This is a genomic window from Chryseobacterium sp. MYb328 (assembly GCF_037572595.1).
In the GTDB taxonomy this organism is placed as follows: Bacteria; Bacteroidota; Bacteroidia; order Flavobacteriales; family Weeksellaceae; genus Chryseobacterium; species Chryseobacterium pennae.
The window spans coordinates 115,109-131,267 of record NZ_JBBGZQ010000007.1 but is presented as its reverse complement, the minus strand read 5'-3'; the positions used below and the strand labels follow the sequence as shown (position 1 = coordinate 131,267).

The window sequence follows — 16,159 nt, the reverse complement described above, 5'->3', positions numbered from 1 at the left end:
AGACTATTCATCTATTTATAGTAGTTCAAAAATACTTGCTGCTCCTTGCCCTGTTCCCACGCACATCGAAACCATTCCGTATTTGTTACCACGTCTTCTCATTTCGTCAAGAAGTTGAACTGTTAGTTTAGTTCCTGTACATCCTAGTGGGTGACCAAGAGCGATGGCTCCTCCGTTTACGTTTAAGATATCAGGATTTAAGCCTAATTCTTTTTTGATAGCCACTGATTGTGATGCAAATGCTTCGTTTAGTTCGATCAAATCGATATCCTTTAGTTCAAGACCTGCCTGTTTTAATGCTTTTGGAATAGCATAAACGGGTCCCATACCCATAATTCTTGGTTCAAGACCGGCAGCAGCATAGGCTACTAATCTTGCTTCAGGTTGAAGACCTAATTCTTTTACCATTTCTTCGCTCATAACCATAACGAAAGCAGCTCCATCACTCATCTGAGAAGAGTTTCCGGCAGTTACACTTCCTCCGTTAGCGAAAACAGGTCTAAGCTTAGACAAACCAGCAAGAGAAGTATCTGCTCTTGGACCTTCATCCACAGAGAAATCAAATTTCTTAGTCTGAATCTTCTGGTTTTCATCAAGGAAATTATACTCTACAGGGATTGGAACAATCTGATTGGCAAATTTACCTTCCTGATTTGCTTTTAAAGCTTTCATGTGGGACTCAAAAGCAAACTGGTCCTGTTCTTCTCTTGTAATATTATACTGTTTTGCTACCTCTTCTGCAGTATAACCCATTCCCCAGTAATAATCAGGGTTTGTTTTAGCGATATCTGTTTCAGGAACCGGCTTATAACCTCCCATCGGGATATAGGACATAGATTCTGTACCACCAGCGATGATACAATCTGCCATACCAGCCTGAATTTTTGCAGAAGCAATGGCAATAGCCTCACTTCCTGATGCGCAGTATCTGTTTACGGTTACTCCCGGAACTTTATCTGTATTTAAACCCATTAAGGAAATTAAACGGGCAACGTTTAATCCTTGCTCTGCCTCAGGCATTGCATTTCCTACAATAAGGTCATCAATTCTGTTTTTATCTAATTGCGGAAGCTCAGCCATTAATTTTTCAATAACGGTAGCTGCCATTACGTCAGGACGTGTAAAACGCAGGGAACCTTTTGGTGCTTTTCCTACTGCTGATCTGAATCCTTTTACGATGTATGCTGTTTTCATTTTTTGTTTAATTAAATTGTTTTTGAAAGATTTTTGCCTCATAGAGGTAAACTGTTCATAGATATTTGGTTATGCTTTTTTGCAATCTGTGGAGCTCCGTAGGAGCGACCTGTTAATCTTCAATCCATTCAAATAGATATTTTGGATCATATTCAATTTCAAATTTTGACATCAAATCCAGATATTCTTCTCTAAAAGTTTTCTTTTTATGATGTTCCTCCTGGTTTAAAATATATTTCACCACTGGATCAACACTACTTTTAGAATAAGAGAAGGCTCCGTATCCTTCCTGCCAATTGAATTTTCCATTTATCCATCCTTTTTCATTGATGAATTTTGAAGACCCAGCTTTAATATCTCTTACTAAATCTGAAACTGACTGTGTCGGATTCATACTTATGAGAATGTGCACATGGTCTGGCATTGCAAAAACTGCGAATAATTTTTGATTTCTATTGGAAACGATACCTGTAATCAATTTATGTAATTCTTCTCTGTTTTCTTTTGAAATCAGGTTTTGTCTTCCTTTGACTGCAAAGACAATTTGAATATAAATCTGTGTATAGGTATTGGCCATAAAATCTAACAGGTCGCCTCTACAAGGCTCTCTAATCTTTTAAAATTATTCAATAGCTATTAACAGTTCGCTCCTACGGAGCTCCCCGTTAGTTTCTTAATGGCTTCCCATTCTGTAGCATATACTGAATTCTCTCTAAAGTTTTTCTTTCACCACAAAGCTGAAGGAATGTTTCTCTTTCAAGATTCAATAAGTATTGCTCAGTAACCACTGTTGGCTCAGATAAGTTTCCACCTACCAATACATTAGCTAACTTATCAGCAATTTTCTTATCATGTTCAGAGATGTATTTTCCTGTTAACATCTGGTCTGTTCCTACATAGAACATTCCTAATGCATCTCTACCTAAAACTTTCACTTTTTGTTCGATAGGCTGAGTATATCCCTGTTCAGCTAATAGTTTTGCCACCTTTTTAGCTTCGGCAATCTGTCTGTTTTTGCTTACAGAAACAATGTCTTTTCCTTTTTCAAGGATTCCCATATCATAAGCTTCATATGCTGAAGTAGCTACTTTACCCATAGCGATATTCATGAAAGCATCACGAAGCCTGTTGTTTTTAACATCATCGCTGTGGAATTCTCTGGAAGTTCTTAAGGCAAGTTCTTTAGTACCACCACCACCAGGAATTACGCCCACTCCGGTTTCAACCAGTCCGATGTAAGTTTCTGCTGCGGCAACCACTCTGTCTGCATGCATTGTCATTTCGCATCCACCTCCTAAGGTCATTCCGTGAGGAGCAACTACTACAGGAATAGAAGAGTAACGCACTCGCATCATCGATTTCTGGAAATAAGCAATGGCCATATTCAAATCATCCCAATCCTGCTCAATAGCCATCATAAGAATCATGGCAAGGTTAGCTCCTACAGAGAAGTTTGCGCCTTGGTTTCCTACTACTAATCCGTCATATTCTTTTTCTGCTAAGTCAATAGCTCTGTTTAATCCATCTAAAACTTCACCTCCTAAAGAGTTCATTTTTGAACGGATCTCAAAGTTGATGATACCATCACCTAAATCAAGAATGGCTGAACCTGAATTACTCCAAAGTGTTTTATTTTTTCTGATATTATCAAGAATAATGAAAGCATCCTGTCCAGGAATTTTGTTATATTCTCCTGAATTTTTGTCAACATAAATACTCTGTCCTTCATCGTTAACTTTGTAGAATGTTTCTACATTTTTAACCCAGTCAGAAACTTCATATCCGGCATCTTTAGCCAATTCAATACCTTTCTGAACACCTACAGCATCCCAGATTTCAAATGGACCATTTTCCCATCCGAAACCAGCTCTCATAGCGTCGTCAATTTTGTAAACTTCGTCAGAAATTTCAGGAACTTTATGAGAAACATAAGCGAATAATGCGCCTAATGATTTTCTGTAAAGTTCACCAGCTTTATCTTTACCACCGATCAATACTTTGAATCTGTCGATTGGCTTATCAATAGCTTTTGTTAATTCTAATGTAGGGAATGAAGATTTTCCTTGAAGCTCATATTCTAATGTGTCAAGGTTTAATCCGTGAATTTCAGATTTACCTTCTGCGTTTTTCACTTTTTTATAGAATCCCTGTTCTGTTTTTGAACCTAACCATTTATTATCCATCATTTTCTGGATATAAGCAGGAAGAGCAAATACATCGTTAAAGTCATTCGCTTCAGCACCGCTTTGACGAACACCGTTGGCTACCATTACCAAAGTATCAAGACCTACAACATCAGCAGTTCTGAAAGTTGCAGATTTTGGACGACCAATTACCGGACCTGTTAATTTATCAACATCAGAAACGGTAAGTCCTAGTTTCTGTACATTGTGAAGAAGATCCATCATAGAGAATACCCCAATTCTGTTTGCAATAAATGCAGGAGTATCTTTTGCTAAAACGGTTGTTTTACCTAAGAATTTAGCACCATAGTTCATATAGAAGTCTATGATTTCCGGGTCTGTATCGTTTGTTGGAATAATCTCAAGAAGAGGAAGATATCTTACCGGGTTGAAGAAGTGAGTTCCTGCAAAGTATTTTTTGAAATCTTCGCTTCTTCCTTCTGTCAAGAAGTGGATTGGAATCCCTGAAGTATTGGAAGAAATTAGTGTTCCCGGTTTTCTGAACTGTTCAATTTTTTCGTATACAGACTTTTTAATGTCAAGTCTTTCTACTACTACTTCAATAATCCAGTCTGTATTTTTAATTTTTGGTAAATCATCATCGAAGTTTCCGACTTTGATTCTATCTGCAAACTTTGGTGAATAAAGAAGTGCAGGGCTTGCTTTTTTCAGTTTTTCGAAGTTTTCGGTAGCAATTCTGTTTCTTACTGCCTTATCTTCTTTAGTCAAACCTTTTTTCTGTTCAGCTTCAGACAATTCAAAAGGTACAATATCCAAAAGTGACACTTCCACACCAATGTTGGCGAAGTGAGCTGCGATACCGCTACCCATAATTCCTGAACCAAGAACCGTTACATGTTTGATTCTTCTTTTCATATCTATTTTTTTATTATTTATAAGGTTACATGAACCATACAGTTCATGATAATTTATTTTCTGTTATTGAGGAGTTCATTTGCAATCTTCATAATCTCAGTCATCACATCTTTAAAAGTATCCATCTTTTCCGGGCTGATCTTTTCCATTACTTTTTTATTGAAATTGACAACAACTTCCTTAGACATATTTCTGGAGTTTAAGCCTTTGTCTGTAAGTTTGATAATCACCTCTCTTTTATCTGTGGTGGTTTTCTCCTTATAGATGTATCCGTTATCTTCCAGAAGTTTAATGATTCTCGTTAGGGAAGTGGGTTCTATGGCCATTTTAGGTCCAAGATTCGTACTTCGCGTTCCTTCTTTGGGATCAATTTTAAGAAGGGTAAGTGCTTGTACTGCCGTGGAATCATGTTCTTGAGCCAATTCTGTGTACATTTTAGAAACAGCCAACCAGGTCTGTTTTAAAATTAAATCTACGTTTTCTATTTTTTCCTTATTATTATCCATCATTTTTGCGCCAATGGTTTTACCCAAATTTAGTAAATATTATGCATGCATAGTATTTGTTAACGTTAAATTTTGTTAATAATCTGATAATAAATGAGTTAAATTGTATGATTTGCATAATACTATGCATGCATAGTATATGAAATAAGTAAAGAAAACTATTGATTAGTAAATGTTTCCAATGAAATTTATGATTTCTTCAAAGGATTCGCATTGTTGTTTCAACGAATCGTTAGTAATTACCCAAAAGCCATCCTGAAATTCAAAATTAAGAGAAGAAAGGTCTTTTGAGAAGTTTTTTTGAAGCAAAGAATAGAGCATTTCCTTCTGAACCTGTGGTGCAGAGATATTTGGTGGAATAAAACTCTCGTTCATTTGAAATAATGAGGCATTGGTGAGTTCATTATGCTGAAGTAATATATCTTCCACAATTCCTGAATGAAGCTGTGAATCTTTTACATACCATATTTTATCTGCAAATTCCTTAGCCAGGCGCCAGTCGTGTGAAGAAAACAGAATAAGTTTATTCTGTTCCTTGGCCAGTCTCCTTAAAGTTTTAAGGATAATAATCTTATTTTTTTCATCCAAATGGGTGGTAGGCTCATCCAGAATAATGACAGGGGAGTTCTGGGTGATGGCACGTCCGATAAATGCTTTCTGAAGGTTTCCATCCGAAAGATTCTTAAGGAGCGTATATTTATATTGTTCAAGATCCAGTTCTTCAATAATATGGGCTATCTCTTCACGATCTTCCTTTTTTAATTCAAAATAAAAAGGGTAGTAGATGTATTTTCCCAACGAAATAAGATCCTCAACTGTATAATGCTGTGGAACAACAGACTTTGAAAACACAATAGCAATATTCTCTGCAATTTCTTTTACAGACAGTTTTTTTACATTCTTGCTATTAATTAAGATTTCTCCACCCAATAATGAAATCTGGTGAAGAATAGATTTGATTAAAGTTGTTTTTCCAACTCCGTTATTTCCAATCAACAAGCAGACATCACCAAGTTTCAATCCTGCATTGGCATTTGAAATTAATGTTTTATTGTATCCTATGTTAGCTTGTTTGATCTGTAGGTGCATGTTTAAAAAGAAAGGAGAGTTAAAAAAATAATAAAAGGAAGAATGCTAAATAAGAAATATAGAAGTTTATTTTTATTGATTTTCCATAAACTATAGCCTCCTAAAATGAGAGACCCCAAAAAAAGGCAGGGAAAAGCAACCATCAGCCACCAGTTATGGCCCCAAGAATAAATCCAATGTAATTCTTCATTCATTCTGAACATTTTAGAATACTCCAAAAAAGCAAAACTTATTGCAAACAAAGCTATGTGTGCAATAATCAATTGTTTTTGGGATATTCTAATTTTCATAGTTTGAATTACTATTGGGGATTTAATAACTGAGTTTGTTTTTCAGGCTATTTTCGTCATGCTAAAAGTATCTCTCCAAAGTGTAGTTTAGATTCCTATGGAAATGACATAAAGTGAAAAATTTTACCATTATTAATAAATATTTAGAAAGGTATGAAATTATTCGTAAACATCTCCAAGCGATTTAAAGCTATGTACAGATAGAAAAACTTGCGTCTTCGCGTTTCCAACAAAAATCACACTTTATTCTGCTTCAAAAGCATGAGTAAAATCACAGGAATTCCAAAAACAGAACTTATCACATTCAATGGGATCTGCGTTTTTTCTGCAATCACAGAGAAGATCAGCATAACCAACATTCCCAGAAACATATTCAAGATCCATTGCTGCCATAATTTTGCAGGATTGTAAATCAATCGGCAAAAGTGAGGAACAATTATCCCAATAAAAAGAATAGGCCCTAAAAAAGCAGTAATAGAGGCAGAAAGTAGGGACGAGGCTACGATGATTAGAAGTTTTAAATGCTTCAGATTAACTCCTAAACTTTGTGCATATGAAGTTCCCAATGAATTTCCAATTAATGGTTTTATAGATTTAAAACAGAAAAATAATCCTATCAATACTAAAGCTGATAAAACATAGATCTGATTCCTCGTTACCATATTATTAGCTCCGAAAGACCATAAAATATAGTTTTTCAGACTTTGATTCTCTGCATAAAACTGTAACAGGGAAACGATGGCTCCGGCAAAAGCAGACACCAGAAATCCGAAAATAATCAGGTAAGATTTATCCTGAAATTTATTGGACATGGATAACAGAACGAGCATCAATAACAAACTTCCTCCAATAGCTGATAGACTAAGAAAACTGTTTTGCAGAAATTCAGGAAGCAGAATATTATGAGAGAAGAAAATATAAAATGCCACCGATAGGCTGGCTACAGAGGTGATGCCTAGAATATCAGGTCCGGCTAATGGATTTTGAAAATATTCCTGCATCAGAAATCCGGAGGTAGGAATTGAAATTCCAGCCAATAGCATAACAAAAACTCTGTTAATACGAATTTCAGCAATTTGACTTTGGGAAGAATCCTGAAAGAAATCCTGAAGGCTTAAGCTTAAAAATCCTGTGTTCAGATTAACAATTGCGCCTCCAATGATTGCAATAGTTAACAATAAACACAGGACCTTAAATCTTTTTGACATGATTCAGAAAGATGTATATTTTATTTTAGAAAAGCATTGATTTTAGAGTTCAATACTTCTTCGGTCATCATACCAAGATATTCATCCGTTTGACTTCCTTTTCTCATAAAGGTAAAAGGAATTGAACCACCATCCCATTGTTTAAAGTTTTTGGAAAAGAAATTCGGATCTAATTTTTGTCCATCCAGCAGAATAACATTGGCTCCAAGATTATGCTCTGCTACAAAATCTTTCACTGCAGTATCCCATTCTGCTTTGTCATCAAGGTTTACAAAGGTGAATTTTACAGGCTTGTCTTTTAATTCCTCCATTTTATTTTTAAAACTTGGAATTTCTCTGATACAAGGACCACACCATGTTGCAAAGAAATTGGTAACATATAAAGTGTCATTATTTTTAGCTAAATGCTGACCTACATTTTCAGGAGAAAGTTCTTTGGGAATATACGTACTTACCTGATCTGCTGTGTTTGGATTTGCAGTAACTGAATCCGTAACAGGAGTGTTGTCTTCAGCTTTTGAAGTTTCTTTTTTACAGCTGTAAAGAGCTGTCAGGATCAACGTGGATAAAATTATCTTCTTCATAAATTATTTTTTATCTATTTTTGAATTGAAGTATGGAACAACAAATCTATAAAGGGAAACTGATACAGTTTCATCCGTTAAAAATAGCGAAAAAGGTAGAGCTGACCAAAAATACTTTTTCTCTGGAGCTCGATATTCCGGAGAATCTGAAAGAAAATTTCAAGTTTGATGCCGGGCAGTTCGTTAGTGTAAAATTCCTATCGCATGGAAAAGAAGTTATTAATGATTATTCAATGACTTCGGCTCCTTATGAAGGGAAAATATGTTTGGGAATAAAGGTTAATTCTCCTGATGGAGCTACTTCTCAGCTGTTTCAAAACTATGGGGAAGGGGATGAATTAATGATAAGTGAACCCGCAGGCAGATTTACTATAGTATCTAAGCCCAACGAATTCAGAACTATAGTTGCTTTTGCTGCCGGTATTGGAATTACTCCTATCTTAAGTCATTTTAAGAATATCCTTCATAACGAACCGAGAACAAGACTGTTTTTATTCTTTGGGAATAAAAGTTCAGATGATCTCATCTACAGAGATCAGTTGGATAATCTTGCCAGAACCTGTGGAGACAGACTTCAGATTTTTTACTTCTTTTCTCAGGAGAAAACAGCTGATCAGTTTTTCTATGGCAGATTAGATGAAAAGAAATTAAACTTAATTATCAATCAGATCCTTCACCTGGATGATACAGATGAAGAATCTACGATCTGGGATGCTGTAGACGAAGTTCTAATCTGTGGAAAAGGGGAAATGATTAAAACGTTGGCAAACGCCTGCTATCATCACGGAATTCCAAAAAGAAATATTCATTTTGAGCTTTTTGAAGAATATAATGATGATATTTATCCTGTAGAAAAAGAATTTCCGCTTATTGAAAATATAGAGGTAGAATTTACGATGCTCGGAAAAAAATATACAACCCAACTTCCTGATAATAAGGATAGAATTCTGCAGCAACTTTTGCTTCAGAAATTTCCGGTTCCTTACTCATGCAAATCCGGAATCTGCGGAAGTTGTGAATGTTCTTTGGATGAAGGAGAAGTGGAACTGCTGGAAAATGAATATCTTACCGAAAAAGAAGAAGGACAGGGGCATATATTAGCTTGCATGTCAATAGTGAAAAGTAAAAAAATAAAGCTTAACTTTGATCTTAGTTGAGAATTATTAGGAACATATTTAACCTGGGATTTGTATCATTAGAATTGGGGATTTTAATGATATGCTTCTGTAATGTGTGGGTTTTCGGACTCACCAACGGCCGTACTTATACCAAAATTTCAAAAATTCCACCAAGAGAAATTGCATTGGTATTGGGAACCTCTCCAAAGATGAGATCAGGTCTTTCCAACCCATATTTTACGAAAAGGATGGATGCTGCAGCTCTTCTTTACCATCATGGAAAGATCAAGAAAATTATTGTAAGCGGTGAAAAAAGTAAAGGTTATAATGAGCCTGCTGCCATGAAGAATTATCTGGTCTACCAGGAGGGAGTTCCTGGAGATATTATTATTGAAGATCCGAAAGGCTTTAATACCTATAAAAGTATTCTTCGCTGTAAAGATGTTTATAAGAAGAAAAACGTCATTATTGTTTCCCAGGGATACCATAATCTTCGGGCCTTATTTTTTGCAAGAAATAATGATATGAATGCTTTGGGGTTTGATGCACAGGATGTAACGAAGCCTGAAAGTTTCTACAGAAATCAGGCGAGGGAAGTCCTCGCCCGTGTTATTGCTGTAGTATATTTTATTCTTGGAGTTTCTCCGGATTAGAAAGGATATCCGAAGGCAAAGTTAACAGTAGGTTTGAAAGGCTGCAGTGTTTTGAATCTCCAACGGTCTCCTTCGGGCTTGTTTGGATCAAAGATCTTATAGGCAAGGTCTATTCTCAAAGTAATATAGGCTACATTTACTCTTATCCCAAATCCACTACCAATACCCATTTGGCTCAGGAATTTATTGAATTTAAACTGATCCTCATGAGCATCATTGTGATTTCGAAGGCTCCAGGTATTCCCTATATCTGTAAAAATGGCTCCTTCATACATGTTATTAAATGGAATTCTGTATTCTATATTGGTTGTCAGTTTTACATCATTGGTCATGTATGCACGTACTCTTTCGTCCACCTGAGAGTCAGCAGGACCTAATCCTCCGAATGCTACCCAGGCTCTGATATCATTGGAACCACCATTGAAATAAGACTTGATAATAGGCATATCTTTAGAGTTTCCATATGGAATACCCACTCCAATAAACTGTCGAAGAACTAACGTCTGGTTACCATTGAATTTAAAATATTTTCTTGTGTCAATGTCGAATTTTACGAATTGGGCATAAGGAATTCCAAAGATGGTTTTCTGAGGTGCTGTAACCAGTCCTCCATCATTACTTTTCTTATTGAACAAACTTAAAATATTACCACCAAGTTCTACTTTACCATTAAAATAAAATGCATTAGGATAATCTTTTTTACCAATTTCGTTGTAAACAAAATTATAGATCATGGAAGAAATAAAGACATCTTCCGTCTGTCTTTCTTTGTTAATAAGAGTTCCTCTGAATGTTGTAAAGAGATCCTGACCCTGCTGATTAAGACCATCCTGATATCCTTTATTATTAAGGATTTCTTCAGTGACAGCATCCCCTGTAAGTTTCCCTGATTTATAATCAGTTCCAATGTTGGGGTAATTAGCAAAATAGTCATTAAATATTTCGTCCCTTACCACTCCATCATTAACGAAATAATCATAATAAGCATTCTTATTTTTCGTTAAACTGATCTGGGTATTGAAGAGGGTAAGTTTATGATACACCTGTTCATTTACTGTGGCCTGATAATTTAATCCCGTATTAAAGTTAACCCTTCCCAATCCAATATTATTCTGGATAGATGCTCCCAACAAAATAGATGAAGTAGGGGTATATCTTTTGGGGATGAATTTATAATAATTAAATGGTAATAGTAATCTCGGAAAGTTTAGTGATGCCTGAGCGGATATTTCATACGCCAATACTCTCTTATCATTATTTTCTGTACTTGCAATAGATCCAAATGTGCCGGAAAGACTTGTAGAAAGGTTTTCTGCCCCTTTGAAAATATTTCGGGTAGTAAGGTCCACAGAAGGAGAGATTCCCAGATTCAGGATCTGAGAATAATTAAGATCTGTTCCTACTTTAAGTTCATACTTAGGAAGTGGTTTCAGTATATATAAAACATCTACAATACTGTCATTAGGGGAAGTGATACCTCCCTGTCTTAAAGAGTCTCTTGCCTTTACGATACTGAAATTGTTCATGGTCATAAGATTTCTCTTAGTCACATCCAGTTTTTGCTGATCATAAGGCTGCTTACTGTCTACAATGATGGTTTTCCATAATGATGATGTTTTGTATTTATCATTCATTTTATGGAACCTTATTCTTCTTAAGCTGTCTTTAACGGTATTCTTAGGAAAATCGCTGGCTTCATCTACGATCGCAACATCAATATTTCCAAAAGTGGCTTTCTTATAAGGGCGATCTAAAGAATCTTTATGAATTTCCAAAGTGACAGGAACCTGTTTTTTACTTTTTAAAGAATCTGCAACAAAATAAACCTCGTCATTCGTATTGTTGAATTTATAATATCCGGACTCTCTCATCAGGTCTGTAATTCTTGTTACCTCTTTTTCAAGAACAGTCTGATCAAGAACCTGTCCTGATCTTATAAGGGTTTTATTCAGATGATAGTTATAGACCTGTTTTATCCCCTGATCAGGAATATTAAAAAAATAATCTTTAATATAGGTAGGATCATTGTGTTTTATAAAATACTTTACTGCTGCTTTCTTGGAAGCTGAGTCTATATCATGTCTGTATTTTACTTCTGAATCCCAAAAGCCCCGGTACGTAAGCCTTTTTTTAATAGATTCTATACTTTTTTCGCTTCTGGTCTGATCTAAAATGACAGGCGGAGAGCCCCAGCTATGCAATAAACGGTCGAAGAAAAGGTTTTTTCCGACACTGCTTTTCATATTATACCTGATAAATAATGAGTCTCTCAGTTTCTGATCTCTCATTTCACGGGGATACGTCATATATTCATTAAGGATCGTATCGTATTTTGGATTGGCCATGTTATAAAACATAAGACCTAACGGCATGAAAAGAAATTGCTTTTTATTGGGCTTCTGCTGAACGTAATCTTTTAATTCTTCATCAAAAAATTCTTTCTTATCCTCGAACTCAAAGTTGTTCTTAGTAAGCAGATATCCACCATCCGGAACTTTTTTTGTGGTACTACACGCATAAAGGAGACCAACAAATGTTGCAAATGAGATAATTTTATAATATTTTTGAGGAGAATTCTTATAATGCTTACAGCTCATACAATAAAAGTTTTACAATCTTTAGATAAAAAGAAGTTCAGACAAAAATACAATTTGTTTTTGGTTGAAGGTAATAAAATCATTTGTGAACTTTTCAATTCTAACTTTAAAGTTAAAGAAATATTATCAACCGATCCACAAAAATTGGACCGTACTGATATCCCTATTACTCATATCTCTGAAAATGAGTTAAAAAAAATCAGCTTTCTTAAAACCCCAAAAGATTCTGTTGCCGTGTGTTATCTGGATCAACAGGAAACCTGGGCGGATAAGAAAGTACAATTGGTTTTGGATGGGATTCAGGATCCCGGTAATTTGGGAACGATTATCCGGTTGGCAGACTGGTTTGGAATAGAACAGATTATCTGTAGTGAAGATACAGTGGATTTTTATAATCCAAAGGTAATTCAGGCAACGATGGGATCTTTTACAAGAGTAAACATCGTTTATACAGATCTTGTGGAATATCTTTCTAAGACAGAAAACGTAAATATCGGAACAGATATGGATGGAGAAAACATCTATACATTTGAAAAACCTGAAAAAATCAACCTGATTCTAGGCAACGAAGGAAACGGAATGAGACCGGAAACGGAAAAGCTTTTGCAGAAATGTATCAGTATTCCAAGGTTTGGAAAATCCCAGTCTACAGAAAGCCTGAATGTATCAATGGCTGCCGGGATTATTTTAGGACAGTTATTTTCGAAATAAAGAAGTACAGCAAAAAAAATCAGGGCTTAGGGAGTGAAAATTATTTTCTGCATCCTAAGCCCTGATTTCTTATATTAATTGTTCCATACTGGAAACACTTTTATTTTTCTGATATACTTCCAATTTTTTTCTTACATATTTAAGGGCAATAGGAGCGAGGTAGATCAATGCGGCTCCTACCAGCTTATTCTTCCAATTAGAACTTTTCATATTCTTTTTGGCGTAGTTACCAACGATAGCGGTAACGCCCAACTTGATAATGCCGTCTGCAATATTTCCCTTGAAGGCTGTATTCGCAAGTCCCACAGCTGTATTTTTACTGATGAAAAGATCTTTAACCTCTGAAGTAAGCTGCTTAGCAATGACATCCTTTCTCAGAACTACTTTTTCATCGCCGTCTTCGTCTACTTTTTCCTGAAGATACTGATCACTTAAGCCATTGGTAAATGCACTAAGGCTCTCTTTTGTATTTTTAAAAGTAAGAAGATTTTCCAGATCATTAATTTCACCTTGAAGCAGTTTTTTCTTTCTTCTTAATTCTACGATACTTTCATATTTTCTACTCATGGCTTGAATGATTTAAAAATTTAATAACCTGGTCTGCAACAGTATTCACAATCTTGTTTTTGAATGCAATGACAAAAGCCATTACTACAGCATAGAATGCTGCAACAATTAAGAATCCGTAGGAGTAATTATCCAATGCTTTACCAATAAGAAAAGCGATTCCAAAATTGAAAAGGATAATAAAAAAAGCAAAAGCAACAAGCAGTACTACAAAGTAGGTAATGAGCCCGGCAGAAAGAGAAGATTTTTCTGTAGCTTCTATTTTAAGAAGGTCTATTCTCTTCGAGGCGTATTCTTTAATAGTTTCTATCATTGTTTTTTTTTAAAGTTACAAAAAAAGGAACTTTCGCACAAAAGTTCCTTTCTGTAATTTACTTAAAAAAGATAAATTACTTATGATTTAAGATCATTCAGTTCTGCTTCTACATCTTTTACTACATCTGCAGTTTTAGAAACAATCTGATCTTTGTATTTATCATACCCATCTTTCATAGTATGTGCTACGTTGTTTGCTGTTTCTTTAAAAGTAGAAGAAATATTGCCATATTGGTCTTTCACTTTTTCAGAAACCTCTCCGTATTTGTCTTTTGCCTGATCTTTTAGATCATTTGCTTTGGTTTTGATCTTTTTTCTAGTTTCTTTACCTTCTTCAGGTGCATATAGCATTCCTAAGATTACACCTGCTGCAGCACCTGCAAGAAGTCCCGCCAATATACCTGCTGTATTTTTTCCGTTTTTAGACATTTTAAGTTTTTTAATAGTTAATAATAGATTAGTTTTTACACTGGTAAAACTTGCAATTTGTATACCAAAGGAGGCTTTGTGCCTATTAAAAATTGTTAAATCTTTTTGATATAAGAAAGGATCAGCTCAATGGTTTCTTCTTTAGTAAGCTCAGAGTTGTCGATCACGATGGCATCGTCAGCCTGCTTCAAAGGTGCTATTTCACGCTCACTGTCGATTTTATCTCTTTCAATAAGGTTTTGTTTTACCTGTTCTTTATCAGCTTCTATTCCAAGGCCTTTTAGTTCAAGAAATCTTCTGTTGGTTCTTTCATCAATGCTGGCAGTAAGGAAGAACTTATAGTCAGCATTTGGCAGAACTACTGTCCCTATGTCACGTCCATCCATGATGACACCGCCTTTTTCTGCCAAAGAACGTTGAGACTGCAATAAAAAATCTCTTACTTCCTTTTGCTTGGCCACCAGGCTTACATTATCTGAAACCTGATGAGTTCGGATTTCCATAGAGATATCCGTATTATTAAGGTAAAGAATGAGTGTTCCGTCGTTATTTTTAAATTCAAGATGGACCTGATCCAAAGATGAAAATAAAGTTTTCAGGTCAATTTCGCTTTTTTCATTCAGACAGTGTTGCAGAGCAAACCAGGTAACTCCTCTGTAAAGTGCTCCTGTATCCATGTGAATAAGTCCTAGCTTATCAGCAATGATTTTGGAGATAGAACTTTTTCCGGTAGACGAGTACCCATCGATAGCTATTACAGGTTTTTTCATACTGCAAATTTCAAGATTTTTTTTAGAAAATCAAGAATTAATAAGAAATTTTAAGAGGGTTTTATGAATTTTTTTATTCTCCTCTGTGGCTGGAAAGGTCCATGGAAATCCCTATCTGATTGACGTTCGAGGAGTTGTGATATCTTACGTGAGCATAATCTATACGGAATTTTGAAATCTTGATTCCAAACCCTCCCGAAAGTCCTGAAAAGTTTCTCTGATCTGCTACAGCAAGCTCATTTCCTCTTCTCACATTATATCCCAGTCTGATATTAAAGTTTTTTTCCGGGAATAATTCTGCTCCTAAAGAGAAGTGATCGGCAATTTTTCTTCCTGCATTCACTTTCTGACCATCCTTATTATATTCAGATGAAATATTAAACTCCTGAAGATCGTGTGCCGTAATGGTAATGGCAAGAGGGAAGTTCTTTAATATTCTGGTATATCCTACATCTACTCTGAATGGCAGATTTTCACGGGTTCCGTTGAATGATTTAAGCTGGAAACCGAAGTTTCTCAGTACAAGGGAAAGAACTTCTTTGTTCTTTTTATTATGATACGTAATTCCGGCAGTTCCTGAGATTGCGGAAGAAGTATAGTTGTCTATTTTTGAGGTAACGAAGTTTAATCCTCCGCCAATGGTCCAGTCTTCTTCAAACTGGTAAGCATATCCGGCACCGACAGCTACATCCGAAGCTTTATATTCTCCATCCTGGAAACCGCTTTCATCTGTTCTGGGAATACTTCCATAGCTCATATACCTTGCATTGATGGTGGCCATATGTCCATTTTCAAAGTCTTTGGCATAAGCAATGGTTCCGTATTTGGAGTCGGCAAGATAAGCAGTAGCATTTACAGAAAGCTGCTTGTCTGAATCTTTATTTAACAGGGCCGGGTTTGCAATAGCAAAGGAAACATCATAATCTCTTATCGAAATTGCATCTCCACCCAAGGCAGCCTGTCTTGCAGATACAGGTACATTTAAGAACGGATACACATTTGTTCCTGTTTGCGCATAAGAAACAATTCCTGATAGAAATAATGAAAAAATGATAATTTTCTTCAACTC

General features: G+C 35.6%; 16 protein-coding genes. 3 read left to right on the top strand and 13 right to left on the bottom strand.

The genetic code is table 11. The features are described 5' to 3' along the window. Positions 1-15: 15 nt before the first annotated feature. The 7 genes from WH267_RS09495 to WH267_RS09465 all read right to left on the bottom strand — a co-directional run bounded on the left by WH267_RS09495 (position 16) and on the right by WH267_RS09465 (position 7,930). Positions 16-1,194: an acetyl-CoA C-acyltransferase gene (locus WH267_RS09495; RefSeq protein ID WP_340007694.1), complete on the bottom strand. Its 1,179-nt coding sequence runs from the start codon at positions 1,192-1,194 to the stop codon at positions 16-18. A gap of 112 nt (positions 1,195-1,306) precedes the next feature. Further along, the gene (tnpA, locus tag WH267_RS09490; protein WP_340007692.1) at positions 1,307-1,771 is read right to left on the bottom strand and encodes an IS200/IS605 family transposase; all 465 of its coding nucleotides are present in this window, start codon (positions 1,769-1,771) and stop codon (positions 1,307-1,309) included. An 88-nt stretch (positions 1,772-1,859) separates the two neighbouring features. Beyond that, on the bottom strand, positions 1,860-4,253 hold the full coding sequence (locus tag WH267_RS09485; protein ID WP_115968798.1) for a 3-hydroxyacyl-CoA dehydrogenase/enoyl-CoA hydratase family protein: 2,394 nt from the start codon (positions 4,251-4,253) through the stop codon (positions 1,860-1,862). A 53-nt stretch (positions 4,254-4,306) separates the two neighbouring features. Continuing rightward, entirely contained in the window at positions 4,307-4,759 is a 453-nt protein-coding gene (locus WH267_RS09480) for a MarR family winged helix-turn-helix transcriptional regulator (protein ID WP_045502437.1), read from the bottom strand. 165 nt (positions 4,760-4,924) lie between these two features. Next, complete coding sequence (locus WH267_RS09475; protein ID WP_340007688.1) at positions 4,925-5,848, bottom strand: ABC transporter ATP-binding protein; 924 nt, start codon at positions 5,846-5,848, stop codon at positions 4,925-4,927. Positions 5,849-6,374: 526 nt separating this feature from the next. Continuing rightward, positions 6,375-7,346, bottom strand: coding sequence for an iron ABC transporter permease (locus tag WH267_RS09470; RefSeq protein WP_340007685.1), 972 nt, complete (start codon positions 7,344-7,346; stop codon positions 6,375-6,377). A gap of 20 nt (positions 7,347-7,366) precedes the next feature. Continuing rightward, positions 7,367-7,930 (bottom strand): TlpA family protein disulfide reductase, encoded by a 564-nt coding sequence (locus WH267_RS09465; RefSeq protein WP_340007682.1) that lies wholly within the window; start codon positions 7,928-7,930, stop codon positions 7,367-7,369. A 32-nt stretch (positions 7,931-7,962) separates the two neighbouring features. Between WH267_RS09465 and WH267_RS09460 the strand changes: the two genes are divergently transcribed. Both WH267_RS09460 and WH267_RS09455 read left to right on the top strand, forming a co-directional pair. Then, entirely contained in the window at positions 7,963-9,087 is a 1,125-nt protein-coding gene (locus tag WH267_RS09460) for a ferredoxin--NADP reductase (RefSeq protein WP_340007680.1), read from the top strand. Between the two features lie 56 nt (positions 9,088-9,143). Further along, on the top strand, positions 9,144-9,701 hold the full coding sequence (locus tag WH267_RS09455) for a SanA/YdcF family protein (protein ID WP_394337811.1): 558 nt from the start codon (positions 9,144-9,146) through the stop codon (positions 9,699-9,701). Here WH267_RS09455 and tamL read toward each other — a convergent pair. Further along, positions 9,698-12,298, bottom strand: coding sequence for a translocation and assembly module lipoprotein TamL (gene tamL, locus WH267_RS09450; RefSeq protein ID WP_340007676.1), 2,601 nt, complete (start codon positions 12,296-12,298; stop codon positions 9,698-9,700). The genes WH267_RS09455 and tamL overlap by 4 nt on opposite strands. On the opposite strand from tamL, the gene WH267_RS09445 reads away from it, so the two are divergent. Beyond that, positions 12,284-13,009, top strand: coding sequence for a TrmH family RNA methyltransferase (locus WH267_RS09445; protein WP_123319261.1), 726 nt, complete (start codon positions 12,284-12,286; stop codon positions 13,007-13,009). The two genes, tamL and WH267_RS09445, sit on opposite strands and share 15 nt — an antisense overlap. A 69-nt stretch (positions 13,010-13,078) precedes the next feature. Here the strand turns inward: WH267_RS09445 and WH267_RS09440 are convergent, their stop codons facing one another. From WH267_RS09440 to porQ, 5 genes are all read right to left on the bottom strand, one after another. Further along, a complete protein-coding gene (locus WH267_RS09440; protein WP_115968789.1) occupies positions 13,079-13,576 on the bottom strand; it encodes a phosphoribosyl-ATP pyrophosphatase in 498 nt (165 codons plus the stop codon). Then, positions 13,569-13,889: a phage holin family protein gene (locus WH267_RS09435; RefSeq protein ID WP_045496351.1), complete on the bottom strand. Its 321-nt coding sequence runs from the start codon at positions 13,887-13,889 to the stop codon at positions 13,569-13,571. The genes WH267_RS09440 and WH267_RS09435 overlap by 8 nt, the downstream gene beginning before the upstream one ends. A gap of 80 nt (positions 13,890-13,969) precedes the next feature. Next, on the bottom strand, positions 13,970-14,320 hold the full coding sequence (locus tag WH267_RS09430; protein ID WP_115968788.1) for a YtxH domain-containing protein: 351 nt from the start codon (positions 14,318-14,320) through the stop codon (positions 13,970-13,972). A 95-nt stretch (positions 14,321-14,415) separates the two neighbouring features. Further along, positions 14,416-15,090 carry a (d)CMP kinase gene (gene cmk / locus WH267_RS09425; RefSeq protein WP_115968787.1) on the bottom strand — a complete coding sequence of 225 codons (675 nt, stop codon included), beginning with the start codon at positions 15,088-15,090 and terminating at the stop codon, positions 14,416-14,418. A gap of 73 nt (positions 15,091-15,163) precedes the next feature. Then, a complete protein-coding gene (gene porQ, locus WH267_RS09420; RefSeq protein WP_115968786.1) occupies positions 15,164-16,156 on the bottom strand; it encodes a type IX secretion system protein PorQ in 993 nt (330 codons plus the stop codon). Between the last annotated feature and the right edge of the window lie 3 nt (positions 16,157-16,159).

Bases quoted from the DNA above. Each gene is read 5' to 3' on its own strand.
- WH267_RS09455 (WP_394337811.1), top strand. From the start codon at position 9,144: ATGATATGCTTCTGTAATGTGTGGGTTTTCGGACTCACCAACGGCCGT.
- WH267_RS09485 (WP_115968798.1), bottom strand. From the start codon at position 4,253: ATGAAAAGAAGAATCAAACATGTAACGGTTCTTGGTTCAGGAATTATG.
- WH267_RS09475 (WP_340007688.1), bottom strand. From the start codon at position 5,848: ATGCACCTACAGATCAAACAAGCTAACATAGGATACAATAAAACATTA.
- WH267_RS09435 (WP_045496351.1), bottom strand. From the start codon at position 13,889: ATGATAGAAACTATTAAAGAATACGCCTCGAAGAGAATAGACCTTCTT.
- WH267_RS09445 (WP_123319261.1), top strand. From the start codon at position 12,284: ATGCTTACAGCTCATACAATAAAAGTTTTACAATCTTTAGATAAAAAG.
- tamL (WP_340007676.1), bottom strand. From the start codon at position 12,298: ATGAGCTGTAAGCATTATAAGAATTCTCCTCAAAAATATTATAAAATT.
- WH267_RS09470 (WP_340007685.1), bottom strand. From the start codon at position 7,346: ATGTCAAAAAGATTTAAGGTCCTGTGTTTATTGTTAACTATTGCAATC.
- WH267_RS09440 (WP_115968789.1), bottom strand. From the start codon at position 13,576: ATGAGTAGAAAATATGAAAGTATCGTAGAATTAAGAAGAAAGAAAAAA.
- cmk (WP_115968787.1), bottom strand. From the start codon at position 15,090: ATGAAAAAACCTGTAATAGCTATCGATGGGTACTCGTCTACCGGAAAA.
- WH267_RS09430 (WP_115968788.1), bottom strand. From the start codon at position 14,320: ATGTCTAAAAACGGAAAAAATACAGCAGGTATATTGGCGGGACTTCTT.
- WH267_RS09495 (WP_340007694.1), bottom strand. From the start codon at position 1,194: ATGAAAACAGCATACATCGTAAAAGGATTCAGATCAGCAGTAGGAAAA.
- WH267_RS09480 (WP_045502437.1), bottom strand. From the start codon at position 4,759: ATGGATAATAATAAGGAAAAAATAGAAAACGTAGATTTAATTTTAAAA.
- WH267_RS09460 (WP_340007680.1), top strand. From the start codon at position 7,963: ATGGAACAACAAATCTATAAAGGGAAACTGATACAGTTTCATCCGTTA.
- tnpA (WP_340007692.1), bottom strand. From the start codon at position 1,771: ATGGCCAATACCTATACACAGATTTATATTCAAATTGTCTTTGCAGTC.
- WH267_RS09465 (WP_340007682.1), bottom strand. From the start codon at position 7,930: ATGAAGAAGATAATTTTATCCACGTTGATCCTGACAGCTCTTTACAGC.